This is a genomic window from Stutzerimonas xanthomarina DSM 18231 (genome assembly GCF_900129835.1).
Lineage (GTDB): Bacteria > Pseudomonadota > Gammaproteobacteria > Pseudomonadales > Pseudomonadaceae > Stutzerimonas > Stutzerimonas xanthomarina.
This window is the reverse complement of record NZ_FQXA01000008.1, coordinates 42342-66866: the sequence shown is the minus strand read 5'-3', so window position 1 is coordinate 66866 and position 24525 is coordinate 42342. Positions and strand designations below refer to the sequence as shown.

Annotated in this window: 21 protein-coding genes; 12 read left to right on the top strand and 9 right to left on the bottom strand. The window is 58.8% G+C overall.

The features are described 5' to 3' along the window. The first annotated feature begins 132 nt into the window (after positions 1–132). From BUE09_RS18365 to BUE09_RS18330, 8 genes are all read left to right on the top strand, one after another. The gene (locus tag BUE09_RS18365) at positions 133–1254 is read left to right on the top strand and encodes a Re/Si-specific NAD(P)(+) transhydrogenase subunit alpha (protein ID WP_073303285.1); all 1122 of its coding nucleotides are present in this window, start codon (positions 133–135) and stop codon (positions 1252–1254) included. 14 nt (positions 1255–1268) lie between these two features. Next, the gene (locus tag BUE09_RS18360) at positions 1269–1589 is read left to right on the top strand and encodes an NAD(P) transhydrogenase subunit alpha part 2 (RefSeq protein ID WP_014851051.1); all 321 of its coding nucleotides are present in this window, start codon (positions 1269–1271) and stop codon (positions 1587–1589) included. Further along, the gene (locus BUE09_RS18355; protein WP_073303283.1) at positions 1586–3037 is read left to right on the top strand and encodes an NAD(P)(+) transhydrogenase (Re/Si-specific) subunit beta; all 1452 of its coding nucleotides are present in this window, start codon (positions 1586–1588) and stop codon (positions 3035–3037) included. The genes BUE09_RS18360 and BUE09_RS18355 overlap by 4 nt, the downstream gene beginning before the upstream one ends. A 224-nt stretch (positions 3038–3261) precedes the next feature. Then, positions 3262–3459 carry a DUF1127 domain-containing protein gene (locus BUE09_RS18350; protein WP_073303281.1) on the top strand — a complete coding sequence of 66 codons (198 nt, stop codon included), beginning with the start codon at positions 3262–3264 and terminating at the stop codon, positions 3457–3459. A 103-nt stretch (positions 3460–3562) separates the two neighbouring features. Then, complete coding sequence (locus tag BUE09_RS18345; RefSeq protein WP_073303278.1) at positions 3563–3880, top strand: DUF2388 domain-containing protein; 318 nt, start codon at positions 3563–3565, stop codon at positions 3878–3880. An 86-nt stretch (positions 3881–3966) separates the two neighbouring features. Further along, the gene (locus BUE09_RS18340) at positions 3967–4278 is read left to right on the top strand and encodes a DUF2388 domain-containing protein (protein ID WP_073303276.1); all 312 of its coding nucleotides are present in this window, start codon (positions 3967–3969) and stop codon (positions 4276–4278) included. A gap of 14 nt (positions 4279–4292) precedes the next feature. Beyond that, positions 4293–4613 carry a DUF2388 domain-containing protein gene (locus BUE09_RS18335; RefSeq protein WP_073303273.1) on the top strand — a complete coding sequence of 107 codons (321 nt, stop codon included), beginning with the start codon at positions 4293–4295 and terminating at the stop codon, positions 4611–4613. A gap of 44 nt (positions 4614–4657) precedes the next feature. Then, the gene (locus tag BUE09_RS18330; protein WP_073303271.1) at positions 4658–6577 is read left to right on the top strand and encodes a DUF7844 domain-containing protein; all 1920 of its coding nucleotides are present in this window, start codon (positions 4658–4660) and stop codon (positions 6575–6577) included. 137 nt (positions 6578–6714) lie between these two features. On the opposite strand, the gene BUE09_RS18325 is transcribed toward BUE09_RS18330, so the two are convergent. Further along, positions 6715–7176, bottom strand: a complete 462-nt coding sequence (locus tag BUE09_RS18325; protein WP_073303269.1) for a GlcG/HbpS family heme-binding protein — start codon at positions 7174–7176, stop codon at positions 6715–6717. A 328-nt stretch (positions 7177–7504) separates the two neighbouring features. On the opposite strand from BUE09_RS18325, the gene BUE09_RS18320 reads away from it, so the two are divergent. Next, a complete protein-coding gene (locus BUE09_RS18320; protein WP_073303266.1) occupies positions 7505–8155 on the top strand; it encodes a GntR family transcriptional regulator in 651 nt (216 codons plus the stop codon). Between the two features lie 154 nt (positions 8156–8309). On the opposite strand, the gene BUE09_RS18315 is transcribed toward BUE09_RS18320, so the two are convergent. The 8 genes from BUE09_RS18315 to polA form a co-directional block, all read right to left on the bottom strand. Next, positions 8310–11315 (bottom strand): FAD-binding and (Fe-S)-binding domain-containing protein, encoded by a 3006-nt coding sequence (locus tag BUE09_RS18315; protein WP_073303264.1) that lies wholly within the window; start codon positions 11313–11315, stop codon positions 8310–8312. Between the two features lie 118 nt (positions 11316–11433). Beyond that, positions 11434–12579, bottom strand: coding sequence for a pyridoxal-phosphate-dependent aminotransferase family protein (locus BUE09_RS18310; RefSeq protein ID WP_231975554.1), 1146 nt, complete (start codon positions 12577–12579; stop codon positions 11434–11436). Positions 12580–12723: 144 nt separating this feature from the next. Continuing rightward, entirely contained in the window at positions 12724–14019 is a 1296-nt protein-coding gene (locus BUE09_RS18305; RefSeq protein WP_231975553.1) for a CaiB/BaiF CoA transferase family protein, read from the bottom strand. Next, positions 13946–14737, bottom strand: a complete 792-nt coding sequence (locus BUE09_RS18300; RefSeq protein ID WP_073303258.1) for an enoyl-CoA hydratase — start codon at positions 14735–14737, stop codon at positions 13946–13948. The genes BUE09_RS18305 and BUE09_RS18300 overlap by 74 nt, the downstream gene beginning before the upstream one ends. A gap of 67 nt (positions 14738–14804) precedes the next feature. After that, positions 14805–16091, bottom strand: coding sequence for a TRAP transporter large permease (locus BUE09_RS18295; protein ID WP_073303256.1), 1287 nt, complete (start codon positions 16089–16091; stop codon positions 14805–14807). 50 nt (positions 16092–16141) lie between these two features. Beyond that, positions 16142–16675 carry a TRAP transporter small permease gene (locus tag BUE09_RS18290; protein ID WP_073303489.1) on the bottom strand — a complete coding sequence of 178 codons (534 nt, stop codon included), beginning with the start codon at positions 16673–16675 and terminating at the stop codon, positions 16142–16144. An 84-nt stretch (positions 16676–16759) separates the two neighbouring features. Then, positions 16760–17743 (bottom strand): TRAP transporter substrate-binding protein, encoded by a 984-nt coding sequence (locus BUE09_RS18285; RefSeq protein WP_073303253.1) that lies wholly within the window; start codon positions 17741–17743, stop codon positions 16760–16762. A gap of 751 nt (positions 17744–18494) precedes the next feature. Further along, positions 18495–21239: a DNA polymerase I gene (gene polA / locus BUE09_RS18280; RefSeq protein ID WP_073303251.1), complete on the bottom strand. Its 2745-nt coding sequence runs from the start codon at positions 21237–21239 to the stop codon at positions 18495–18497. A gap of 76 nt (positions 21240–21315) precedes the next feature. Here polA and BUE09_RS18275 point away from each other — a divergent pair, with 76 nt between their 5' ends. From BUE09_RS18275 to ppnN, 3 genes are all read left to right on the top strand, one after another. Beyond that, positions 21316–21597, top strand: coding sequence for a DUF2782 domain-containing protein (locus tag BUE09_RS18275; RefSeq protein ID WP_073303249.1), 282 nt, complete (start codon positions 21316–21318; stop codon positions 21595–21597). A 30-nt stretch (positions 21598–21627) separates the two neighbouring features. Then, the gene (locus tag BUE09_RS18270) at positions 21628–22578 is read left to right on the top strand and encodes a homoserine kinase (RefSeq protein WP_073303247.1); all 951 of its coding nucleotides are present in this window, start codon (positions 21628–21630) and stop codon (positions 22576–22578) included. A 407-nt stretch (positions 22579–22985) separates the two neighbouring features. Next, positions 22986–24359 (top strand): nucleotide 5'-monophosphate nucleosidase PpnN, encoded by a 1374-nt coding sequence (gene ppnN, locus BUE09_RS18265; RefSeq protein ID WP_073303245.1) that lies wholly within the window; start codon positions 22986–22988, stop codon positions 24357–24359. The last annotated feature ends 166 nt before the right edge of the window (positions 24360–24525 follow it).

Genomic DNA, 24525 nt, shown 5'->3' with positions numbered 1-24525 from the left:
GCGGTGCGAGGGCCGTAGCCGATCCACGCTCGACCGTCATTACCGCGGCCGGGCGAAAAGTAACGCCAGTGGTGCAACCGCCCGGGTGGCCGGGCAGCCCGCTGGTTACGATCAAGCAGGAGAACAAGAACAATGCACATTGGTGTTCCTCTCGAAACCAGGCCCGGTGAAACGCGCGTTGCCGCGACACCGGAAACCATCAAGAAGCTGATCGGGCAAGGGCATCGGGTGACGGTGCAGAGCGGAGCTGGCGTACAGGCCAGTGTTCCGGACAGTGCCTTCGAGGCGGCAGGCGCAACCATCGCCGATGCCGCTGCGGCGTTCGCAGCAGAGATCCTGCTGAAGGTGAACGCACCGAGCGAAACCGAACTGGCGCAGATGCAGCCAGGCACGGTCTTGGTCGGCATGCTCAATCCCTTCGACAACGACAACATTGCACGCATGGCCGAACGCGGCATCACCGCCTTCGCCCTGGAAGCCGCGCCGCGTACCTCGCGCGCGCAGAGCCTCGACGTGCTGTCCTCACAGGCCAACATCGCCGGCTACAAGGCGGTGATGGTCGCCGCCAACCAGTACCCGCGCTTCATGCCGATGCTGATGACCGCCGCCGGTACGGTGAAAGCCGCACGGGTGCTGATCCTCGGTGCCGGTGTAGCGGGTCTGCAGGCCATCGCCACGGCCAAGCGCCTGGGCGCGGTCATTGAAGCCTCGGACGTACGCCCGGCGGTGAAGGAGCAGATCGAATCGCTCGGCGCCAAGTTCGTCGACGTGCCCTGCGAGACCGATGAAGAGCGCGAATGCGCCGAAGGCGTCGGCGGCTATGCCCGGCCCATGCCGGCCAGCTGGATGGCGCGTCAGGCGCAGGCCGTGCACGAACGCGCCAAGCAGGCCGACATCATCATCACCACCGCACTGATTCCGGGCCGCAAGGCGCCGACGCTGCTGCAGGAAGAAACCGTGCAGCAGATGAAGCCCGGTTCGGTGGTGATTGACCTCGCCGCCTCGCAGGGCGGTAACTGTCCATTGACCGAAGCCGATCAGGTGGTGGTCAAGCACGGCGTGACCCTGGTTGGCTACACCAACCTGGCGACGCACGTGCCGGCGGATGCCTCGGCGCTATACGCACGCAACCTGCTGGACTTCCTCAAGCTGGTGATCGATGGCGAAGCCAAGTTCCAGCTCAATCTCGAAGACGACATCGTCGCCGCGTGCCTGATGTGCCGCGACGGCCAAGTCGTGCGCACCAACGGTTAAGGGAGCCCGAAAGAATGGACCTGATATCTGATGGCATCTACAACCTGATCATCTTTGTGCTGGCGATCTACGTCGGCTACCACGTGGTCTGGAACGTCACCCCCGCGCTGCACACGCCGCTGATGGCGGTTACCAACGCTATTTCGGCGATCGTCATTGTCGGCGCCATGCTGGCCGCGGCGCTGACCGTCACCCCGATGGGCAAGCTGATGGGCACCCTGGCGGTGACCCTGGCTGCCGTGAACGTCTTCGGCGGCTTCCTGGTAACCCGGCGCATGCTGGAAATGTTCAAGAAGAAGGAGCGCGCTGGCGCCAAGGCGGAGTCCAAGCCATGAGCATGAACCTGATCACCCTGCTCTATCTCATCGCTTCGGTGAGCTTCATCCAGGCCCTCAAAGGCCTGTCGCACCCCACCACCTCACGCCGCGGCAACTTGTTCGGCATGATCGGCATGGGCATCGCCGTGGTCACTACGGTGTTCCTGGTGTTCAAACTCGGCTCACAGCTGGCCGAGAGCGCCAGCCCCTGGAGTGGCCTGGGCTTCATCGTCCTCGGCCTGCTGATCGGCGGCACCGTCGGCACGCTGATGGCCAAGCGCGTCGAGATGACTAAGATGCCCGAACTGGTCGCCTTCATGCACAGCATGATCGGCCTGGCGGCAGTGTTCATCGCCATCGCTGCCGTGCTGGAGCCGCAGTCGCTGGGTATCGTCCAGGCCATCGGCTATCCGATTCCGGCCGGTAATCGTCTGGAGCTGTTCCTCGGTGCAGCCATCGGCGCCATCACCTTCTCCGGTTCGGTGATCGCCTTCGGCAAGCTGTCGGGCAAGTACAAGTTCCGCCTGTTCCAGGGCGCGCCAGTGGTGTTCGCCAACCAGCACAAGATCAACCTCGCCGTCGGCGTCGCGATCCTGGTGCTGGGCCTGATCTACACCTTCAGCGGCAACTTCACCGCGTTCATGATCCTGGTTGCGTTGGCTTTCGTCATCGGCGTGCTGATCATCATACCCATCGGTGGCGCCGACATGCCGGTGGTGGTGTCGATGCTCAACAGCTACTCGGGCTGGGCGGCGGCGGGTATCGGTTTCTCGCTGAACAACTCGATGCTGATCATTGCCGGTTCGCTGGTGGGCTCCTCGGGCGCGATCCTCTCCTACATCATGTGCAAGGCGATGAACCGCTCCTTCTTCAACGTCATCCTCGGCGGCTTCGGTGGTGACGCGGATGCCGGCCCGGCTGCGGGCAGCAAGGAACAGCGCCCGGTCAAATCCGGTTCCAGCGATGATGCCGCCTTCCTGCTGTCGAACGCCGACACCGTGATCATCGTCCCTGGCTACGGCCTGGCGGTGGCCCGCGCACAGCACGCGCTAAACGAGCTGGCTGAAAAGCTGACGCATATGGGCGTGACCGTGAAGTATGCGATCCACCCGGTCGCCGGTCGTATGCCCGGCCACATGAACGTGCTGCTGGCCGAGGCCGAAGTGCCTTACGAGCAGGTCTTCGAGATGGAAGACATCAACTCCGAGTTCGGCCAGGCCGACGTGGTGCTGGTGCTTGGCGCCAACGACGTGGTCAATCCGGCGGCGAAGAACGATCCCAAGTCGCCCATCGCTGGCATGCCGATTCTCGAGGCGTACAAAGCCAAGACGGTCATCGTCAACAAGCGCTCCATGGCCAGCGGCTATGCCGGCCTGGATAACGAGCTGTTCTACATGGACAAGACCATGATGGTCTTCGGCGACGCCAAGAAGGTCGTCGAGGACATGGTCAAAGCCGTGGAATAAGCGACACTGCTACACCGAAACCCCTCCCGGCCCCGCCGCGAGGGGTTTTGTTTTTAGCACCATCAGCAGCCGAACACTTCAGCGCCTGGAGCACCGGTACAGCCGTGCTGCTCGCGCAACTGAACCGACACAATTCAACCTCCCTGTGACTGTTACGTAACAGCCCGGCACGCGACTCTATCTGCCCATAACCCATCCCCGTTGATTGCGGGAAGGAGCGGCCCATGGAGCGCGTACTGACTGGGAGGCATACAGCTGCAAACGGCCTGCTGCCGTTGTACCTGATGCGGCAGCTACGCTTGTGGCAGCGACGCCTACGGACCCGTCAACAACTGGCTGCGCTCGATGAGCGTCAATTGGCCGACGTTGGCATCAGCCAGAGCGAGCGCGTGGAAGAGCTGAGCAAGCCCTTCTGGCGCTGACGGTGCTTCCAGGCGACCTCGTCGAGCCGTAAGCTGAACGGCAAGCCTGCCCAAATGTCATAGCGGATATCGGCGGGAAATCGCGTCTAGCCTGGAGAACACCATGAACAAGTACCTGTTGTCAGTTGCCACCGCCGCCTGCCTGGTCGCGGGCACCGCGTCGGCCGGAAGCATCACCGGCACCATCGACGCCATTGGCGCCTCGCTGGTCAACACTGTGGAAGGGACGTCCGATATCAGCTCGAACCTCGGCGACGACAAGCTGGTGCTCGATGCCAAGGATGATGCAGCGCGCTTCGTTGCCAGCAATGGCGAGGCGCGTGGCGCTCAACTGGAAGCGGCGCTGACGCACATCCGCACCCAGGCCCCCGACCTCGAGGCCAGTGACCTGCAGCTGGCCGGCGCGATTCTGGCGCTCTGATACGCACGCTGCATCAAGCGCAGCGCTGGCTCTAGGGCTGGCGTTTCGCTAGCCTTGGCGGCTATTCCTCTGGCTCCAGGATTTGCATGCGTTCGCTTTACCTTGTACTCGCCGGCTGCTGCGTCTGCGGCGGCGCCCAGGCATTCGATACCACTCTCGCCGGTATGGTCGCCTCCAGTTACGTTGCCAGCCAGGTCACCAGCGCCCCTTTCGACAACAAGCTGATCCTCGACGCACGCGACGACGCGGCCGGGTTCGTTGCGACTCAAGGAGAGATCCGCGGCGCTCACCTGGACGCTGCACTGCGCTGGTTGCGCGAGCGGCAACCGCAGCTGCTGGCAGGTGACCTTGAACTGGCCGAGGCAATTCTCGTCCAACCACCGATTCCGCTCCCTTGAGACAAAGACAAATCATGAACTTCAAAGTGATCGCCGCATCTTTCGCCCTGGCGCTTCTCGCCAGCGGCGCTCAGGCGCAAACGCTGGTAGCCACCAGCAATATCGTTGTCAACGCACTGGACCGCAGCATCAATTTTACCTCCGATGTGACCAGCCGAATCAGCGACATGAAGGTTGTCGGCGAAGCCCGCGACGAGGCTGCCGGATTTGTCGCCAGCAGCGGCGAAATACGCGGCGCGCGACTGGAAGCAGCCCTTGGCCGCTTGCGCGATGCCTTCCCCGAAGCCCAACAGGCCAGTGACCTCGCTCTGGCCGAAGTCATCCTCGCTCAGTGAGGTCATCTCGGGCCAGGTGGCTGAGCGTTGCGCTCACCCTTGTCATGGCGTTCGCCAACTTTTGCCAAGCCGAGCTGCGGCTGACGCTGGATGGCGCCGAGCTGCAACCGCCCGAACGGGCAGCCAGTCAGCAACTGTTGGACGAAGCACTGGCCACGCTGCCGCCGCGAATGCTCGAGCGTCTCGACCGAGACGTCCGCGTCCGCTGGTATGACGGGCTGACCCACGATGTCTATGGCAGCGCTGGGGGCAATCTACTGCTGCTCAACCGGCGCCTGCTGCCGGCACTTACCGATGGCCGCGCTGCCGCTCAACGCACCGAGCGGCCGCACGGCACGGTGCGTCAGGAAATGCTGGCGACGCTCATTCACGAACTGGCACATCTCTATGACCGCGCTCGCCTCTGGTCGCCGGAAAACTATCGACAGCAAGCGTTCTGTGGACAGCGCGCGAGCAGTCTCGGCCTGGTCGGGTTGCCGGACAGCTGCCGCGGACAGACCGAGCGCCGCTTCACCCTCAGCGACGACCCGCGTCTGCTCGATTTGGCAGGCTGGCCACAACGCGTCGGTGAACGCGGCGCACGCGAGCACGACAACGCCCAGCAGGCGCGCAGCCCCGATGCCTATGAGCTGACCAGTCCACTGGAATTCGTTGCGGTGAACTTGGAGTACTTTCTCCTCGACCCCCGCTACGCCTGCCGGCGCCCGTTGCTGCATCGCTATTTCAGCCAGCATTTCGGCTGGCAGCCCGCCGGAGTCGAGACGTGCAAAGGCGCCCTGCCGATCCTCAACGCCGGGCACGACTTCGCGCGCACTCCGCTGATCGAGCTCGACCCCGAGCGCGTCTACAAGGTTGACTATCTGTTTGCCGAGGCTAACGACGCCTGGGTCAGCCGCTGGGGTCATAGCATGCTGCGCCTGGTGATCTGTGCACCCGGGCGCCCACGCGGGCCGGATTGCCGACTGGATCTGGATCATCACCTGGTGCTGTCTTTCCGCGCCTTCGTCGGCGATGTGCAGCTGTCGAGTTGGGACGGTCTCACCGGCGTCTATCCTTCTCGCCTGTTCGTCCTGCCGCTGGGCCAGGTGATTGATGAATACACAAAGGTCGAACTGCGCAGCCTCGCCTCGATCCCGCTGAAACTGCAGCGCGAGCAGATCGAAAATCTGGTGATCCGCAGCGCCGAAATGCACTGGAGCTACGACGGCGACTATTACTTCCTGTCGAACAACTGTGCAGTGGAAACTCTCAAGCTGCTGCGTAGCGGCACGGCCCGCCCCGAGCTGACGGCATTGGACAGCATCCTGCCCAGCGGCCTGCTGGAAATCCTGATCAAGCGTGATCTGGCCGACGCCAGCGTACTCGACGACCCGCGTGAGGCATTGCGCCTGGGGTATCGCTTTGATTCTTACCGCGATCGTTACCAGGCCATGTTCGCCGTGCTTCGTGAGCGCTTGGGCCTGCCGCAAACAGACGTGGAAGCCTGGCTAGCGCTCAGCGCCGAGCAACGTCGTCCTTGGATCGAAAAGGCCGATCTGCGCGCCAGCGCTGCCCTGCTGCTGGTCGAGCAGGCGGCGCTGCGCCGGCATCTGCTATTGGCGCAGGAAGAGTTGAAAAATCGTTATCTGAGCGGCCGCGAGCACGGCGACAGGAGCCTGGCCAAGGCGGACGAAACCCTGCAAGGCATTCTCGCCAACAGCGGTTATCTGAGCCAGCCGGCGCAATTGCTCGACGGTAACGGCTACGGGTTGCCGCAGGCCAGCGAATGGCAGCGCCTGGAGTCGGAAAGCAGCCAACGCCAGGCGCGCTTGAATCAGCTTACCGATGCGCTGAACGCCGAGGTGCGCCTGTTGCTGGGCAACGAACGGCGGCTGGAGCTGGAAAGCATCGAAGCCAATCTGGCGCAGATCGGTGACCATCTGCGTAGGTTGCATAAGGCTGGCGGCGGGCTGCGGCTACCATAGAGGTTGCATGCCGTTCGGGTTTCAAGGCGAACGTTTTCACCCATCGCTTTTCCCTATCTGGGTAACCCGAACGGCGCTTAGTAAGGAGTCAAACGCAGCCAATGGTCGGCGCCTTCGCATAGCGTCTCCGTCTGGCCCTATTTAGGTACGAGTCCGACCTTGAAGCCTGCAGCTTCGATACCGGCGATAGCAACCTGCTCATCCTCCTCTGAGGATGCGCCGCTCACACCGACAGCACCGATCACTTCGTCATTTGCGTCGAGAATCAGCACCCCGCCCGGCACCGGTATGAAGGAACCATCAGACGCAGCCGCAACCGAGGCGAGAAAGGCCGGACGGAGCTCGTTTCGCTCGCCTATCGCCCGGCTGGATGCGCCGTTCCCGAGCGCGGCGAACGCCTTACCGCGCGCAACCGGAAGTCTCAACGGCGCGCAGCCATCTTCCCGTTCGGCAGCAATCAGGTTTCCACCCCCATCCATGACAAACGCTGTCAGCGGGTCCATGTCTTGCGCTCGCGCCTTGGCGAATGCTGCATCCAGAACCTGTCGAGCCTGGGCCCGGGTAATTTTCACGCTGGAACGAAAAACCTTGCCCGCCATTTGCTACCTCCAAGTTTTCGATAAACATAATGCAGGATGAACGTGCCAGAACGGTGTGATGATTAATGCTTGTGAATAGATTGCCGGACGCTAACTAGCTTGGCTGCCAATCATCTTGCCTCAGATCGAATTCTTAATGCAATTCCTGAGATTTTCTGCTATTGAAATAAGTAAGCGCACCGTTTAGTACCTCGTGTATTGGTTGGCAATTTTTGAAAGTTAGCGCTGCCGCAGGCACGACTGCTACTAAAAAACATAGTAACGGGACCAACGTAAGCTAACGTCTAATATAATGCCAAACGAAACGCACTCTACTCGCGAGACCACTATGGAAAAAATTCAACACCGAATCCTTTACCAGGAGGCGGCTGATAGAATCCGGGAATTAATTGAGCATGGAGTACTTACCGCAGGAGAAAAAATCTCTGAAAAGCAGCTCTGCGACAAATTCGGAATTTCACGGACGCCACTTCGTGAGGCGCTGAAGGTCTTAACTTCCGAAGGATTGATAGAAATACTTCCCAATCGGGGAGCGCGGGTAAGCCGCCTCAGTTTAAGTGATGTTCAGCACACCTACGACGTGATGGGCGCATTGGAAGGCCTCGCGGGCGAAGCGGCCTGTCGCCGTATAACAGAGGATGAATTATCGACCATCAGCGAACTCCATAGGCAGATGCTCGATTATTTTAATCGCCAAAATTTGCAGGCTTATTTTCAGGCCAACCGACAAATCCATGAGCGCATTCTGGCCGCATCAGGTAATGCTGTACTAGTAGAGATGTATAACAATCTGAGCCAACGGATTAAACGGTTTCGTTTTACTGCAGAGATGAGTCCGGAGTTTTGGCAGAAAGCAGTGAACGACCATGAAGAAATGATTAAAGCCTTGCAGGATCGCGACAGCAAACGGCTCGGTAGTATTCTACGGGAACATTTGAATCAAAAGCTTGAAGCTAAAAATCTTTCGGGTGTGGCTTAAGGCCTGTTGAAATCGCGCTGCGAGCCATGTTGCTCGCTGAGATGGAGCCAGACAAGGCGCTAGGTAGGCAAAGGTCTTTCTTTTACCAATCCAGCGCCTCAGTTCAGTTGCAGTACAACTCAATCCCGACGACCGCTTGATCGCCGTGTCAGGCTCAGGCCAGTGCCAGCTCTAGCACCCTGGCGACATGCAAGGCTGTCCGACTCGCACCGTCATGAATCTGGTGGCGACAACTGGTCCCGTCTGCAATCAACAAATCCTCCGCTTGCGCCTGACGAACGGCCGGTAATAGCTTCATCTCGGCCATTTGCATGGACACTTCATAATGCTCACTTTCGTAGCCGAAGCTCCCTGCCATCCCGCAGCATGACGTTTCGATGGTTTCGACCTTCAGCTCAGGAATCCAGCGCAGCACTTGTTCCACAGGTCGCATAGCGTCGAACGCTTTTTGATGGCAATGGCCGTGCAGCAATGCCCGGGACGCACCCAGCGCCTTCAACTTCAGGTCCAGACGACCGGCGTCATGCTCGCGAGCCAAGAATTCTTCGAATAGCAGAGAAGCGTTGGCTAATGCCTTGGCTTGTTCACCGTAGCCGTAATGTAGAAACTCGTCACGCATGGTTAGTAAGCAGGAAGGCTCCAGACCAACAATGCTGACCCCTCGCTCAACGAATGGCATCAGATAATCAAGCGTGCGCTTCGCTTCGGCCTTGGCTTTGTCTACCTGACCGGACGCCAGATACGTTCGTCCGCAGCAAAGCGGTCGTTCGCGGGCCGTTTTGTTGAAATAGACCTTATATCCGCCTGCGACCAGCACCCGAAGGGCAGCTTCGGCGTTAGCTGGCTCAAAGTAGTTATTGAACGTATCGACAAACAACAGGACTTCTTTCGACTGTGTCGCGTTGCCTTGCGCCTCGATGGCGTTGTCGAGAAAGCTGCGTTGAAAGCTCGGCAGCGCCCGTTGCGTAGCCAACCCCAGGCACTTCTTGACCCAGTCAGCCACTGCCGGTACGCGCTCGACTGCACTTACCAGACCTGAGAAGTAACTGGCGTACGGCGCATATTGCGGCATTTCGCCTACAAGACGTTCACGAAGCGGCAGTGAGTGCGTCTTCGACCAGGCCACGCGGGCTTCGATCTTCATCTTGGCCATGTCGACGCCGGTTGGACATTCCCGCTTGCAGCCCTTACAGGAAACACAAAGATCAAGCGCTTCCTTTACGTCTTCACTGGCCAATCCTTCCGGCCCTAATTGACCCGACAAAGCCAAGCGCAAGGTGTTGGCGCGGCCGCGGGTCAGGTGCTGTTCATTACGTGTGGCGCGGAAGCTCGGGCACATCGTACCCGCATCAAATTTACGGCAGTGACCGTTGTTGTTGCACATTTCTACCGCTTTGATCAGGCCTGATGTGGGATCGCCGCCGCTCCCCGGCTCACTTTGCTCGCCAGTCAGCGGATCGCGTAATACATCCCAACCGGACCAATCGAGTGCTGGTTTAACCGGGATCGCTTGGTAATCCTTGCGGAAGCGGAAATAGTTCTGATCATCCATACGAGGTGTATCGACGATCTTACCCGGATTGAGCAGATTCTCCGGATCGAATATCTGCTTTATTTCCTTGAACGCGGCGTTGAGCTGCGGGCCAAATTGCCAAGCCACCCACTCGCCCCTGCAAATACCGTCGCCATGTTCGCCAGAAAAGGCGCCCTTGTATTCCCTGACCAAAGCCGATGCTTCTTCGGCAATGGCACGCATTTTTTCCCCGCCGTCACGGCGCATATCCAGTATCGGGCGTACGTGTAGAGTTCCTACGCTGGCGTGAGCGTACCAAGTGCCCTCAGTACCGTACTTATGGAACACCTGAGTCAGCTTGTCGGTATATTCAGCGAGCCCATCCAGCGGGACTGCACAGTCTTCGATGAAAGACACCGGTTTTCCATCACCCTTCATACTCATCATGATGTTCAGCCCGGCCTTGCGGACATTCCAAAGTGCCGTCTGCTCAGCACCGTTGACCATGTCCACGACACTTCCCGGTAGGCCGAGATCGCCCATAAGTTCATTCAACCCGGAAAGTTGCTGATGCAATTCCTCCATGTTATCGCCAGCGAATTCGACAAGTAGTATTGCCTTGGGCGCACCGATTAACGACTTTTCAATAACCGGGCGGAATGCGGGGTTCTCAAGCGACAGGTCGATCATGGTGCGATCAACAAGTTCTACAGCTGTAGGCTCCAGCTTGACGATATGCTGGGTCATGTCCATCGCCTGATAAAACGTGGGAAAATTAACCACACCCAGTACTTTCTGCTTCGGCAAAGTCGCCAGTTTCAGCTTGATGCGTTGAGTTAGTGCCAAGGTCCCTTCTGACCCTATTAACAGATGTGCCAGATTGATACGGCCGTCACGGTCGTAGGGCAGAGGGTTCTGGCAGTTGAAGATATCCAGGTTATAACCGCCGACACGGCGTAATACCTTGGGAAAGTTTTCGAGAATGTTTGCGTCTTCACGGCTGGCAATCTTTTGGACTTGCTGAGCGATACTCTGCGCTCTGCCGCCGTCCGAAAGGTTCTGGATATAGTCGAAATGGCCTTGTGAGCCGTCTGCCAGTAACGCGTCGATGCTGAGGACGTTATGGACCATGTTGCCGTAGCGGATTGATCGCGACCCACAGGAGTTGTTGCCGGCCATTCCTCCAATGGTGCACTGCGCCGCTGTCGACACATCAACCGGAAACCAGAGTCCATGTGGCTTCAGCCAGCGATTAAGGTCATCCAGAACAAGGCCGGGCTCGACCACGACGGTCATTTGCTCCTTGTCGAAGTCGGCGATCTGGTTCAGCCATCGGCTGGTGTCCAGCACGATCGCTTCCCCGACCGTCTGCCCGCACTGGCTGGTTCCGCCTCCCCGCGCAAGTACCGGAATCTTTGCGTCACGCGCGATATCCAGTGCAATCTGCAGATCCTGTTGATGGCGCGGGATGACTACGCCAACCGGCATGACCTGATAGATCGATGCGTCCGTCGAATAGCGACCCCGGGAGGCATTATCGAAAAATACATCGCCGGCAATCTCTCGCTGCAAGCGTGCTGCAAGATCAGAGACAAGGCCTACTTGCGCGCTGCGCGCTTTTAATTTTTGTTCGGTAAACGAAGTCATCACAAACTCCCGGCTTCCATCAGGGCGGCAGTGGCGAGCCTTTAAGCCCAAAAGCGCCGTTCGCAGCTAGAGCCGCTCCCGCAGTAGGAGCGGCTTAAGCCGCAATGCTTATGCTGTGTCAGTTGGCGGTCCGCAGAGGATGAGTGGCAAAGTAATCCAGCGCCGCCAAGACTCCACTTCCCTTCAACTCAACGCCGGATAACTTCATTCCCGCCTCGCAGCCACCGAGGGCTGCGATCAGTGTCAGGTCATTGCAATCACCCAAATGACCGATACGGAACATCTTTCCCTTGGCCTTGCCGAGCCCCATGCCTAAGGAGAGATCGAAGCGCTTGTAAATCAGCAGGCGAACCGCATCGGCATCTACACCTTCAGGCATTACGACGCCGGTCAGGACCGGTGAGTGGACGGCTGGGTCCTGGCATTGCACTTCCAATCCCCAGGCGTCGACAGCGGCGCGCACACCCGCCCCCCAGCGCTGATGGCGGAGAAAAACGTTATCCAGGCCTTCCCCGAGAATCATGTCCAGCGCTTCGTTCAAGCCATAAAGCAGATTGGTGTTGGGCGTGTACGGCCAGTAGCCAGTTTTGTTGGCCGCGACGATTTCGTCCCAGGCCCAGAAGCTTTTTGGCAATTGGGAAGTACGGCTGGCTTGAAGCGCCTTAGCTGACAAAGCGTTAAAGCTGATGCCTGGCGGTAGCATCAGGCCTTTCTGCGACCCGGAAATCGTGACGTCGACACCCCAGGCGTCGTGTTGATAGTCGGCACAGGCCAGCCCTGAAATGGTGTCCACCATCAAGAGCGCCGGGTGCCCCGCTGCATCCATGGCCCCCCGTACCGCAGCGATATCGCTGGTTACCCCAGTGGACGTCTCGTTGTGAACGACACATACCGCTTTGATGCTGTGTTCGATGTCTTCCCTCAAGCGTCGTTCGATCATGTCCGCCTGCACACCCGCGCGCCAACCGTCATAGCCCGGCAGGCCGAGAAACTCGGGTTCGACGCCCAGGCGACGTGCCATTTTGTCCCACAGCGTGGCGAAGTGACCGGTTTCGAACATCAGCACCTTGTCACCCATGGACAGAGTATTCACCAGTGCTGCTTCCCAAGCGCCAGTGCCGGAAGCCGGATAAATGACGACGGGCTGTTCGGTCTTGAAAATCTTCTGGATTTTGCCCAGTACCTCCAACCCCAGTGCGCCAAACTCGGGCCCACGGTGATCGATGGTCGGCAGGCTCATTGCCCGCAGAATGCGATCGGGCACAGGAGATGGTCCCGGAATTTGAAGGAAATGGCGGCCAGATGGATGAAAATCGAGCGTCAACATGAGATATCTCCGTAGCCTTTCGCTATTGGTTATATTTGTATTTTGCGTTTTGAATTCATCAGTAAATAATAAAAATCCACGTTACTTGATGCAGCCATCCGCCCTCAGTCGTCCTACTTCCTCTTCGCTGATCCCAATGCCGCTGAGGATCTCGTCTGTATGCTGAGCAAAAAGCGGTGCCGGCCGACGGATCTGCAGAGGCGTGCGAGAGAACTTGGCCGGGAAACCAATCGTTTTCATTCTGCCGATCACCGGATGCTCGACCTCCTGAACCATGCCCCGGGCAAGAAAATGTTCGTCTTCCATGGCTTGGGCGAAGTTGTTGATTGGGCCTGCCGGAACGCCAGCCACGTCGCAAAGCTCAAGCCAGTGATTCATGTCCTGTTGAGTCAGGATGTCTTCGATAACGGCTTCGAGCACTTCAACATTGCGCCCGCGGTCACTGTTCGTTGCAAAACGCGGGTCATCGATCAGCTCGGGCCGTGATATGACATCGAGGCAAAAGCGCTCCCAGGTTCGCTGATTGGCACAACCGAGCATCAAAAAACCATCTTTGGTCTTGAACGCCTGATATGGCGCGGAGACTCGATGCCGCCACCCTGTTGGCTCGGGCACTCTCCCCTCCGAGAAATAGGCGGCGGCTTCCCAGCTGAACCACGGCAAGCCGCATTCGGTGATGGCGATATCGATATGCTGTCCTTCCCCGGTGTTCATCTTGTGGATGTACGCCGCGAGAATGGAATAGACCGCAGTAATCCCCGCGCCTATGTCATATACCGCAATGCCTGTTTTCACAGGGCGTCGACCCGGCTCGCCAGTCATCGACATGAGGCCGCTCATGCCCTGCGCAACCAGATCGAAACCACCCTTGTTGGTGTACGGGCCAGTCTGCCCGTAGCCGGAAATGGAGCAGTAAATGATGCCTGGGTTCAGCTCCTTGATAGTTTCGTAATCGATTTGCAGAGACTGAGTTACGCCGGGGCGGTAGTTCTCCACGATTACATCGGCCTCACTGGCCAGTCGGTAGAACACGTCCTTGGCGCGCTGATCCTTCAAGTTCAGCGAAATGCTCTTCTTGTTCCGGTTGATCTGGGAGAAACAGGTGGATTCGTCATTAACGTACGGGCCCATTTGGCGGCTGTCATCGCCGCCGTTGGCCTTTTCGACCTTGATGACTTCTGCGCCCATGTCTCCCAAAACCATGGTGCAGTAAGGCCCGGCCATGATCTGGGATACATCGAGTATTTTTATATTGTTCAACGGGAGCATGGAATTCCTCCGCTGCCGGAAATTGATCGGAAAACTATCGCCCGGTCCATTCAAAAGATGTCTTGTGAACGAACTTGCCGACCGCTGCCTTGAAATCCTCGCTGCCATAACAGGCCCGTACCCAGTCGTCACTGGCATCTGCGGCCGCACGTCGGTTCGCGAGCACGCGATTGATAATGTCTTTCGATGCTTGCACCGTCAGCGGCGCCCGACGGGCGAACGCCTGCGCTCGGTTTTCGACTTCCTGCCTGATAGCGTCTACGTCGAAAATATCGCTGACCAAGCCGATCGAGGCTGCTTCGGGTGCCTCGATGAACTTCGCGGCCATGAGCACTTCCTTGGTGCGAGCGACGCCTAATAAGTCCATCAGACGTGAAACGTTGGTCACGGACAGGCAGTTGCCAAGCGTCCTGGCAATAGGAACCCCGAACTTCAGCGACGGCGTGCAGTAGCGAAAATCACACGCCAAGGCGATCGCCGCACCGCCACCGACACAGAACCCTTCGAGCATGGCAATGGTGGGTTTGCGCATGGTTTCCAGGCCGGCAATGGCACTGTCGATACGGCGCTCATACGCAACGCCCTGTTCGCCATCGAATCCACTGAATTGCTTGATATCCGTACCTGCCACAAAGGCTTCGCCCCCGCAGCCATGAAATACCACTGCATTCACCGCCGGTTCGGCATCTACTTGTTGGCATATTGCTGCCAGCGAGTCGTACATATGCCAGGTCATGGCATTGCGGCTTTCGGGCCGATTGAATCCGACCCAAGCCACGCCCTGTTTGATATGGCATTCAACGGTGCCTTGGTTCTGATCACTCATCTCACTCAATCCTTCGGTTCGTTGCCGCCAGGCATTGGCAGCAGAAGCCTCGAAACATCGATGTCTATCAACTGCCATACACAAAGTTGACCAGTGACATCGCAACGGCTGGGACATAAGTGTTCATGATCAGGATTGCGAAGAGCACGCCGAGGAACCAGAGATTGGTACGGCTAGTCGCCCATATATCCGACTTGGCTATTGAACAGGAGGCGATCAGCACGCTGGCTACCGGCGGTGTCTGTTGGCCAATAGCCAAATTAAGCGTGACGATCAAACCGAAGTGAATGGGATCTATGCCAACCGCAAGAATCAGCGGCAACACAATCGGCACAACCAGAATGATCGCTGCGGCAGAGTGCAGGAATATACCTAGGATCAAGAAGATTACGTTCAACAATGCCAGGATTATATACTTGTTGCTGGTCCATTCGCTGATTGAGCTAGCCAGTTGCTGTGGTAGCTGCGTCTCGGTCAGATAAAGGCCAACCACGGCCGAACTTGCAACAAGCAGCATGACCACTGCAGTTTGTATACCCGCATCAAGGCATGCCTTGTAGAAGGTTTTGAAGGTGAACTCCCGGTATATGAAAGCACTGATGAAAATGGCAACAACGACCGCTAGTGCGGCACCCTCTGTTGCGGTAACAATGCCACCGAAAATGCCCCCAAGAATGATTACCGGGATAGACAAGGCCCAGATTGAGCCTTTGAATGCTTCCCACAGTCTTGATGCCTGGAACGTGCCTTCCGATGGGAAGTTGTTTTTCTTGGCCAAGTAGTAGCACATGGCGGCTAAACCCAGGGCCCCGAGGATTCCTGGAAAAATGCCGGCAACAAACATCTTGACCACTGATTCTCCGGACATCACCGCATAAAGAATCATGGGGATCGAAGGTGGCAAGATGATCGCCAGGCTGGCGGCAGAGGATGAAAGAGCGGCTGAATACTCCTTGGAGTAACCCTTTTTCTTCATCGCTGGAATCATGATGCTGCCAATGGCAGAAACGCCAGCCACCGCAGAACCAGAAATTTCCGCGAAAAAGATAGAGGCGCCAATGGTCACCATCGACAACCCACCTTTTATGAACCCAAGCATCGCCGATGCAAGATCGATGAGGCGCCTTGAAATGCTTGATGCATTCATGATGGCACCGGCCAGGATAAACAACGGAATCGCAATTAGCGGAAAGCTGGTCGCCCCGTCGAACATCACCATGCCAATATTTGGAAGTGCCGAGACACCATAAGTGGCGAAGGTCGCAGCCGCGCCAATAAGTCCGAGTGCTATGGCGACAGGCACATTGATCAGAATGAGCAGGACAAGGCCAAGGAACATGTAAAGAATGGTCATTTTATTCTCCTGAGCGCGCAGCTTTGCGTCTCAATGGTATCGCTCGGAACTTAGCTTTTTGCTAGCTCAACCTCTAGCTCTTCTAGTTCATGGTCGACGAACCCTGCGCCTTTAGCGCTCGCAATAACATCGGGTATCCGCAAGAATTCGGCAACAATGAACATCGCTGCACCAATCGGGATAACCGATTGCGTAAGCTGAAGCGGAACATTGGTCAGGCTGACCAGCGTTGAGCCTTCGAGAATGAGCACTACCTGCATGCCGGTGTATGCCAGCAGTACGAAGAACCCGATCGTGATCGCCTCTGCAATAAGTGCAATCGGCAACCGCACCTTGGGAGAGAAATAATTAATAATACTTGGGCAGCCTATGTGGGCGCCCTTTGCCGCCGCCAGTGCGGCTCCGTAATAGGTCAGCCAGGCCAATCCTACGGATGCAACTTCGTCGTACCAGCTAAAGGGCGAACCGACCAGGCGTGAAATAAAGCCAATTGTGACTACCACCGCCAGCGCGATGATATTGATTACAACAATGACTTCAAGAAACTTGAAGTAACCTTGTTTGAATGTGGTGAATGAGCTCATCAGCTCCTCCTGATACATCGAAACTCGATTGTTTCGTGCATGACTTGCGGATACGTAAGTCATGCACAACGGAGATATCACCTATCAGTCTCGGAGCTGCCTTACTTTTTCCAGCATTTCCTTGCCACCATCGACTTCCTCGGAGAACTTCGCATAAATTGCATCCGAGCCGTCGATGAATGCCTGCTGATCGACCTCATTGACTTCCATGCCAGCCTCTTTCATTTTTGCGACAAGGCTGTTATCGAGCTCCTCACCTTGCTTCAGAGCAAAATCTTCCAATTCCATCGCTGCATCCGACAGCACTGTTCTCACCTCATCCGGCAGACGCTTCCAGCTGGCACCCGCCACCACAAACGCCGGGGTGTAGACATGGTTGGACATGGAGAGATAGCGCTGAACCTCATGGAAACGCTGGGAGTAAATTTGCACGAGCGGGTTTTCCTGGCCGTCCATCGCGCCGGTTTGCAGTGCAACGAAGGCTTCGGAAAGCGCCATGGGCGCAGGGTTTGCGCCGTAGCCCTGGAACATTTCAACGCGCCAGATCCCGTTCGGCGTTCTCAGCTTTAGCCCTTCGAGATCTTTTGGTACCACAATAGGTCGGCTGTTGTTGGTGATCTGGCGGCTGCCGTTCTCCCACACGGCAATGATATTGAGGTTCCGCTTTTCCGCCGCTGGGTACATGACGCTGCGCACCACTTCGTCGCGCACTTTTTTCATGTGCTCCCGATCCTTAATCAGGTACGGCATTTCAAAAAGCGAGAACTCGGGACTGACGCTGCTCATGACCGTGGATGGCAACGCCAGATCAAGTGTGCCCAGCTTGAGCTTGTTGAGCATTTGCGAATCGCTACCGAGCTGACTGGAGCCGTAGGGCACAACCTCGTACCCCTCCAGTGTTTCATTGGCGATTCGAGCAAATTCGTTAGCCGTTATCTCAAATAGGGAGCCTGGCCCGCCCACATGACCAAATTTTATTTGTTTGTCCGCCGCGTGTGCTGCTGAAACGCCCATTCCAACGCCGAGCGCCAGTACCGATGCAAGAAGCGCTTTCTTTGAGACTTTCATGTGGATCTCCGCTAATTGTTATTGTTGTTGGTGCCCAACGCCGCAAAAGCCGGGACTTGCCCTACAGCCACATCATCGCTGTTCTGGCATCTATCGAACGAACGAGTAACGGGACTCACGCACTTGCCGGACCACGCGGCTGATCGAAATGAATTCATAATTCACTTTTGGACGTTAGTCCACGATTTGCGTGCTAGCAAATGAGTTTTCTCATAAAAATTATTTGGCTTGTTTTGAACGGCTATCGCTGGCGTTGCGCCGAGGGGCTGACGTTCAAGCAGGACCTCAATCAGCCGCAGGAGACCTTCGGCCAACGCGCGCGTCAACAACAGAACGGAGGGGGTTGAGGGTGTGGTTCGCCGGGTTGGCAACGCTCAGCGCGGGAGGAGCGGCGAACGCTCGGCTGGGCCCTTGGTTTTTTCGTCAAGACGAAAAAAAACCTCGGACTTCGTTGGGGGAGGGGGAAGTCCGAGGTTTAAGTCCGGTGCGCCAATGACGCAACCAGAGATCTGCCAACACTTAACACAACAAGGAGCATCGAAAGGCTTTTACACCCTTCGTAGCCTATGACTGGCCTTTCGATCTATGAGTTCAATGCGAAACGAAAAATATTTCCGAAACGGAGCGTAGCCGCTCTAGAACGCGGCGCTCCAAGTCGGAATATTGCCAGTCATCTTCTGCATCGATACAGCAGCTGATGCAGCCGCGCCCCCGGATAACAGTCTCCTGCGGCACCCGCTCGCGCATGCTTTTAGTGCGCTTCGTCCCAGTTATTACCGACCCCGGCTTCGACCAGTAGCGGCACGTCCAGCTGAGCGGCTGCGCTCATCAACGGCAGAATCTGCGCGCGCACCTGCTCGACCAGATCTTCCCGAACTTCGACCACCAGTTCATCGTGTACCTGCAGGATCACGCGCGCATCCAGCCCGCTCTCCTGCAGCCAGTTGTCCACCGCGATCATGGCGCGCTTGATGATGTCCGCCGCGGTGCCCTGCATCGGTGCGTTGATCGCCGTGCGCTCAGCGCCTTTGCGCATGGCGCCATTCTTGGAATTGATTTCCGGCAGGTACAGCCGCCGGCCGAACAGCGTTTCCACGTAGCCCTGCTCTGCCGCCTGGGTGCGGGTGCGCTCCATGTAGGCGAGCACGCCGGGGTAGCGGGCAAAGTAGCGGTCGATGTAGGCCTGTGCTTCGCCACGCGAGACGTCGATCTGCTTGGCCAGGCCAAAGGCACTCATGCCATAGATCAGACCGAAGTTGATCGCCTTGGCGCTGCGCCGCTGATCGTTGCTGACCTGGTCCAGCTCGACGCCGAACACTTCGGCCGCCGTGGCACGGTGGACGTCCAGGTCGTTCTGGAAGGCGTACAACAGCCCGGCATCCTGGGCCAGGTGCGCCATGATGCGCAGCTCGATCTGCGAGTAGTCCGCCGCCAGCAGTTTGTAGCCCGGCGCGGCGACGAAAGCCTGACGAATGCGCCGACCCTCGGCCGTGCGGATCGGGATGTTCTGCAGGTTCGGATCGCTCGAAGACAGTCGCCCGGTTGCGGTCACGGCCTGATGATAGCTGGTGTGGATGCGGCCGGTGCGCGGGTTTATCTGCAGCGGCAGCTTGTCGGTGTAGGTGCCCTTGAGCTTGCTCAACGAGCGGTGCTGCATGATGACCTGGGGCAGCGGGTAGTCACGCTCGGCCAACTCGGCCAGCACGCTTTCTGCGGTGGACGGCTGTCCGCCGGCAGTCTTTGACAGCACCGGGCAGCCGAGCTTGTCATAAAGGATGGCGCAGAGCTGCTTGGGCGAGCCCAGATTGAACTCTTCACCGGCGATGCCATAGGCCTCGCGTTCCAGCTCGACCAGCTTGTTGCCCAGCTCGACGCTCTGCAGCCCGAGCAGGTTAGCGTCGACCAATGCGCCGTTGCGCTCGATACGCGCCAACACCGGCACCAGTGGCATCTCGATTTCGTTGAGCACCTTGAGCAGCGAAGGCGTAGCTTCGAGCTTGTCCATCAGCGTTTGGTGCAGGCGCAACGTCACGTCGGCGTCTTCCGCTGCATAAGGCCCCGCCTGCTCGACCGCGATCTGGTCGAAGGTCAACTGCTTGGCGCCTTTGCCGGCGATGTCCTCGAAACGAATGGTGCCGCGGCCGAGGTATTTCAGCGCCAGGCTGTCCATGTCGTGGCGCGTGGCGGTGGCGTCGAGCACGTAGGATTCGAGCATGGTGTCGAAGCTCATACCACGCATCTCGATGCCATAGTGCATCAGCACGTTCATGTCGTATTTGCCGTGCTGGCAGATCTTGCGCGTGTTCGGGTCTTCCAGCAGAGGTTTGAGCGCGGCCAGTACGGCATCCATGTCCAGCTGCTGCGGAACGCCCATGTAGCTGTGGCCGAGCGGCACATAGGCGGCCTGGCCTGCCTCGATGGCAAAGGACACACCGACCAGCTGCGCCTTCTGCGCGTCGATGCTGGTGGTCTCGGTGTCGAAGGCAAAGCAATCGGCAGCCTTCAGGCGGTCGAGCCAAGTATCGAATTCCGCCTGCTCGAAGATCGTCGTGTATTGGGCCTCAGCCTGGATCGAGCACCCTTCGGGCTGCACTTCACAGTTCTCGCCGGCGGCCTTGGCTTCGCGCAGCAGATCGTCGAGCCAGTTCTTGAATTCCAGCTCGCGGTACAAGGCGATCAGCGCCTCGCGGTGCGGCTCGCCGGGCATCAGGTCGCCGACCTGCACGTCCAGCGGCACGTCGATCTTGATGGTCGCCAACTCGTAGGACATGAACGCAGCGTCACGATGTTCCTCGAGCTTGGCGGCCAGCGACTTGGCGCCGCGAATCGGCAGGTCGCAAACCTTGTCGAGGTTCTCGTAGAGCCCCTTGATGCCGCCTTCGATGCCGTTGAGCAGGCCGCACGCGGTCTTCTCGCCGACCCCGGGTACACCGGGGATGTTGTCGACCTTGTCGCCCATCAGCGCGAGGAAGTCGATGATCAGCTCCGGGCCGACGCCGAACTTGTTCTTCACGCCTTCGATGTCATAGACGCTGCCGGTCATGGTGTTGACCAGGGTGACGTGCGGGCAGACCAGCTGGGCCATGTCCTTGTCTCCAGTGGAAATGATCACGTCGCGCTTGAGCGCCGCGCATTGCCGCGCCAGGGTGCCGATTACGTCGTCTGCTTCGACCCCGTCGACGCACAGCAGCGGCATGCCGAGCGCGCGCACGCTGGCATGCAGTGGTTCGACCTGGCCACGCAGGTCATCGGGCATCGGCGGGCGGTGGGATTTGTATTCAGCGAACAGGGTGTCGCGGAAGGTCGGCCCCTTCGCATCGAAAACCACGGCGAAGGGGCTGTCCGGATACTGCCGGCGCAACGACAGCAGCATGTTCAGCACGCCCTTCACCGCGCCGGTGGGCTTGCCGGTAGAAGTAGTCAACGGCGGCAGGGCGTGGAAGGCGCGGTAGAGGTAGGACGAACCGTCCACCAGAACGAGAGGCGCTTGGCTCATGAGCAGGATCAACCTTTTCGACGGGTCCGAGGCTAGAATGCGAGGGACCACTTGACGACAAAGGGACAAGGTTATCATGCGCACATTCAAACCTTTGCTGCTGGCCGGGCTGTTGGCACTCGTGCCGCTGAGCGGTTTCGCCCAGGAGTCGGTCGATGGCGAGCCTGACGTCACGATTCGCCAGGAAGGTGATCGCACGGTTGAGGAATACCGCGTCAATGGCTTCCTCTACGCGGTAAAGATCACGCCTAAGACCGGCAAGCCGTATTTCCTGGTCCGTGCCGATGGCGACAGCAATTTCATCCGCGCCGACCGCCCGGACTTGCTGATCCCGGCCTGGGAAATCTTCAGCTGGTAACCTGGCGGCACACCTAACGGAAGGCAGCCCATGTCGGTTTTTACGCCCCTGCAACGCGAAGAACTCGAAGTATTCCTGGCGCCCTATGGGCTTGGCCGCCTGCGCGACTTCGAGGGCATCGCCGCCGGCAGCGAGAACAGCAATTTCTTCGTCAGCCTTGAGCAGGGCGAATATGTGCTGACCCTGATCGAGCGCGGCCCGAGCCAGGATTTACCCTTCTTCATCGAGCTGCTCGACGTGCTGCACCGCGCCGGCCTGCCAGTGCCCTACGCCCTGCGGACCGACCGCGGCGAAGCCCTGCGCTCCTTGGCAGAAAAGCCGGCCTTGCTGCAGCCGCGACTGGCAGGCAAGCATGTCGCATCGCCAAACGTTCACCAGTGCGCTGAGGTCGGTCGGCTGCTGGCGCGCCTGCATCTGGCGACCCGCGAACACATCATCGAACGGCGCAGCGATCGCGGCCTGGACTGGATGCAGGAGGAAGGCCCGGCACTGGCGCTATCGCTAGACGACACTCAAATGCCGCTGCTGCGCGACAGCCTTGTCGAGATTGCCGAGCTGAAGCCGAAGCTTCTGGCGCTGCCGCGCGCCAACCTGCACGCCGACCTGTTTCGCGACAATCTGCTCTTCGAGGGCAGCCACCTGACCGGCGTGATCGATTTCTACAACGCCTGTTCCGGGCCGATGCTCTACGACATTGCCATCGCCCTTAACGACTGGTGCTCGCACCCCAACGGCGAAATCGATGAGGCACGCAGCCAGGCACTATTGGCCGCCTACTCGGCCCTGCGCCGTTTCACTCCGGCTGAAGCCGAGCTATGGAAGCCCATGCTGCGCGTCGCCTGCGTGCGTTTCTGGCTGTCGCGCTTGATCGCGGCGCAGAAGTTCGCTGGCCAGCCGGTGTTGATCAAGAATCCCGACGAATTCCGCCGTATGCTCAGCGCCCGTCAGGACTGCCACAGTGCGCTGCCGTTTGCCTTTTGAAGCCCGCTTCAACCGGGCGCTCGCGTCGCGCCCTCAGGAACACCGTTCGTTCCGCGTGCAATCAAACCGCCATGCGCGCTGTCAAAACTGGTGAGTTCTATTACCGTACGGGATGTACGCATGAGCAGAGCCAGGCCTCGGCAGGGGCTTTCAGGAACGTTTTCGCCGGTTAAACGTCAAGTACAGCCCGTCCAGGCGCATCGTTGCACGCGGAAAGATACCGCCGGCACCAGCAAGCAGCTTGCGGCTATGGGTTTAGCCGCTGCGCCCAGCAGCAACCCTGTCCCCTGGCGCACTGCCCGCTCGGACGGCCCTATTCATACGCCTCTGCCCACCGCCGTGGCGCTCAACATCCTGATGCACCTGCCCGTCTCGGCCAGGCCGCATTGTTTTCAGGGAAAACACGCATGACCTCACGCTATGTAATCAATGCCTCGGTTACTCCAAAAGGTAGCCTGGAGACGCTGTCTCAACGGGAAGTCCAGCAACTGAGCAAAGCCGGTTGTGGCAGCACCTACACGCTGTTCCGCCAGTGCGCCCTGGCGATCCTCAACACCGGCGCGCGCATCGACAATGCCAAGACCATCCTCGAGGCCTACGACGACTTCGAGGTGCGCATCCACCAGCAGGATCGCGGCGTGCGCCTGGAATTGCTCAACGCCCCGGCCGATGCCTTCGTCGACGGCGAGATGATCGCCAGCACCCGCGAAATGCTGTTCAGTGCGCTGCGCGACATCGTCTACACCGAAAGCGAACTGGGCAGCCCGCGCATCGACCTGGGCAGCTCCCAGGGCATCACCGACTACGTCTTCCACCTGCTGCGCAACGCACGCACCCTGCGCCCGGGCGTCGAGCCGAACATGGTGGTGTGCTGGGGCGGGCATTCGATCAGCACTGAGGAATACAAGTACAGCAAGCGCGTCGGCCATGAGCTGGGTCTGCGCAACCTGAACATCTGCACCGGCTGCGGCCCTGGCGTGATGAAGGGCCCGATGAAGGGCGCGACGATTGCCCATGCCAAGCAGCGCATCGTCGGCGGCCGTTACCTGGGCCTGACCGAGCCGGGAATTATTGCTGCCGAGGCACCGAACCCGATCGTCAACGAGCTGGTGATCATGCCGGATATCGAGAAGCGTCTGGAGGCGTTCGTCCGTGTCGGTCACGGCATCATCATCTTCCCCGGCGGCGTCGGTACGGCCGAAGAATTCCTCTACCTGCTAGGCATCCTGCTGCATCCGGACAATCGCGACGTGCCATTCCCGGTCATCCTCACCGGCCCGGAAGACGCGGCGCCCTATCTGGAGCAGATACGCGAATTCGTCGGCGCCACGCTCGGCGAGAAAGCCCAGGGGCTTTACCAGATCATCATCGACAACCCGACCGAGGTGGCCCGGCAGATGTCCGAAGGGTTGAAGGCAGTCAAGCAGTTCCGCCGTGAGCGCAACGATGCCTTCCATTTCAACTGGCTGCTGAAGATCGAGGATGGCTTCCAACACCCCTTCGATCCCACTCACGAGAACATGGCCAGCCTGCAGCTGACCCGGGATGTACCGCCCCACCAGTTGGCCGCAAACCTTCGCAGAGCGTTTTCAGGAATCGTGGCCGGTAACGTCAAGGACAAGGGCATACGCCGCATTGAAGAGTTCGGACGCTACGAGATCCACGGTGACCCAGCCATCATGAAGCCGCTGGACGAGCTTCTTCAGGCCTTTGTGCTTCAGCATCGTATGAAGTTGCCGGGCGGGCGGCCATACGAGCCGTGCTATCGCGTGGTGACTTGAAGATTGCAAGCGCGTGACAGCGGCAGCGCAGCCCGGTGCCGCCAATCGCGCGCTTCGCAAGATGCGGAGTCCGATCTCGCGGGCTAGGCTCGCTCTGTAGACAAGACAGGCAAGGACGCTGACGTGCGCAGCCAACGTAGGGTGGGGCTTTAGCAGGACTGCAGCT

Coding starts and splice junctions, on each gene's coding strand:
- BUE09_RS18365 (WP_073303285.1), top strand. CDS start 133: ATGCACATTGGTGTTCCTCTCGAAACCAGGCCCGGTGAAACGCGCGTT.
- BUE09_RS18360 (WP_014851051.1), top strand. CDS start 1,269: ATGGACCTGATATCTGATGGCATCTACAACCTGATCATCTTTGTGCTG.
- BUE09_RS18355 (WP_073303283.1), top strand. CDS start 1,586: ATGAGCATGAACCTGATCACCCTGCTCTATCTCATCGCTTCGGTGAGC.
- BUE09_RS18350 (WP_073303281.1), top strand. CDS start 3,262: ATGGAGCGCGTACTGACTGGGAGGCATACAGCTGCAAACGGCCTGCTG.
- BUE09_RS18345 (WP_073303278.1), top strand. CDS start 3,563: ATGAACAAGTACCTGTTGTCAGTTGCCACCGCCGCCTGCCTGGTCGCG.
- BUE09_RS18340 (WP_073303276.1), top strand. CDS start 3,967: ATGCGTTCGCTTTACCTTGTACTCGCCGGCTGCTGCGTCTGCGGCGGC.
- BUE09_RS18335 (WP_073303273.1), top strand. CDS start 4,293: ATGAACTTCAAAGTGATCGCCGCATCTTTCGCCCTGGCGCTTCTCGCC.
- BUE09_RS18330 (WP_073303271.1), top strand. CDS start 4,658: ATGGCGTTCGCCAACTTTTGCCAAGCCGAGCTGCGGCTGACGCTGGAT.
- BUE09_RS18325 (WP_073303269.1), bottom strand. CDS start 7,176: ATGGCGGGCAAGGTTTTTCGTTCCAGCGTGAAAATTACCCGGGCCCAG.
- BUE09_RS18320 (WP_073303266.1), top strand. CDS start 7,505: ATGGAAAAAATTCAACACCGAATCCTTTACCAGGAGGCGGCTGATAGA.
- BUE09_RS18315 (WP_073303264.1), bottom strand. CDS start 11,315: ATGACTTCGTTTACCGAACAAAAATTAAAAGCGCGCAGCGCGCAAGTA.
- BUE09_RS18305 (WP_231975553.1), bottom strand. CDS start 14,019: ATGGCAGCGAGGATTTCAAGGCAGCGGTCGGCAAGTTCGTTCACAAGA.
- BUE09_RS18300 (WP_073303258.1), bottom strand. CDS start 14,737: ATGAGTGATCAGAACCAAGGCACCGTTGAATGCCATATCAAACAGGGC.
- BUE09_RS18295 (WP_073303256.1), bottom strand. CDS start 16,091: ATGACCATTCTTTACATGTTCCTTGGCCTTGTCCTGCTCATTCTGATC.
- BUE09_RS18290 (WP_073303489.1), bottom strand. CDS start 16,675: ATGAGCTCATTCACCACATTCAAACAAGGTTACTTCAAGTTTCTTGAA.
- BUE09_RS18285 (WP_073303253.1), bottom strand. CDS start 17,743: ATGAAAGTCTCAAAGAAAGCGCTTCTTGCATCGGTACTGGCGCTCGGC.
- polA (WP_073303251.1), bottom strand. CDS start 21,239: ATGAGCCAAGCGCCTCTCGTTCTGGTGGACGGTTCGTCCTACCTCTAC.
- BUE09_RS18275 (WP_073303249.1), top strand. CDS start 21,316: ATGCGCACATTCAAACCTTTGCTGCTGGCCGGGCTGTTGGCACTCGTG.
- BUE09_RS18270 (WP_073303247.1), top strand. CDS start 21,628: ATGTCGGTTTTTACGCCCCTGCAACGCGAAGAACTCGAAGTATTCCTG.
- ppnN (WP_073303245.1), top strand. CDS start 22,986: ATGACCTCACGCTATGTAATCAATGCCTCGGTTACTCCAAAAGGTAGC.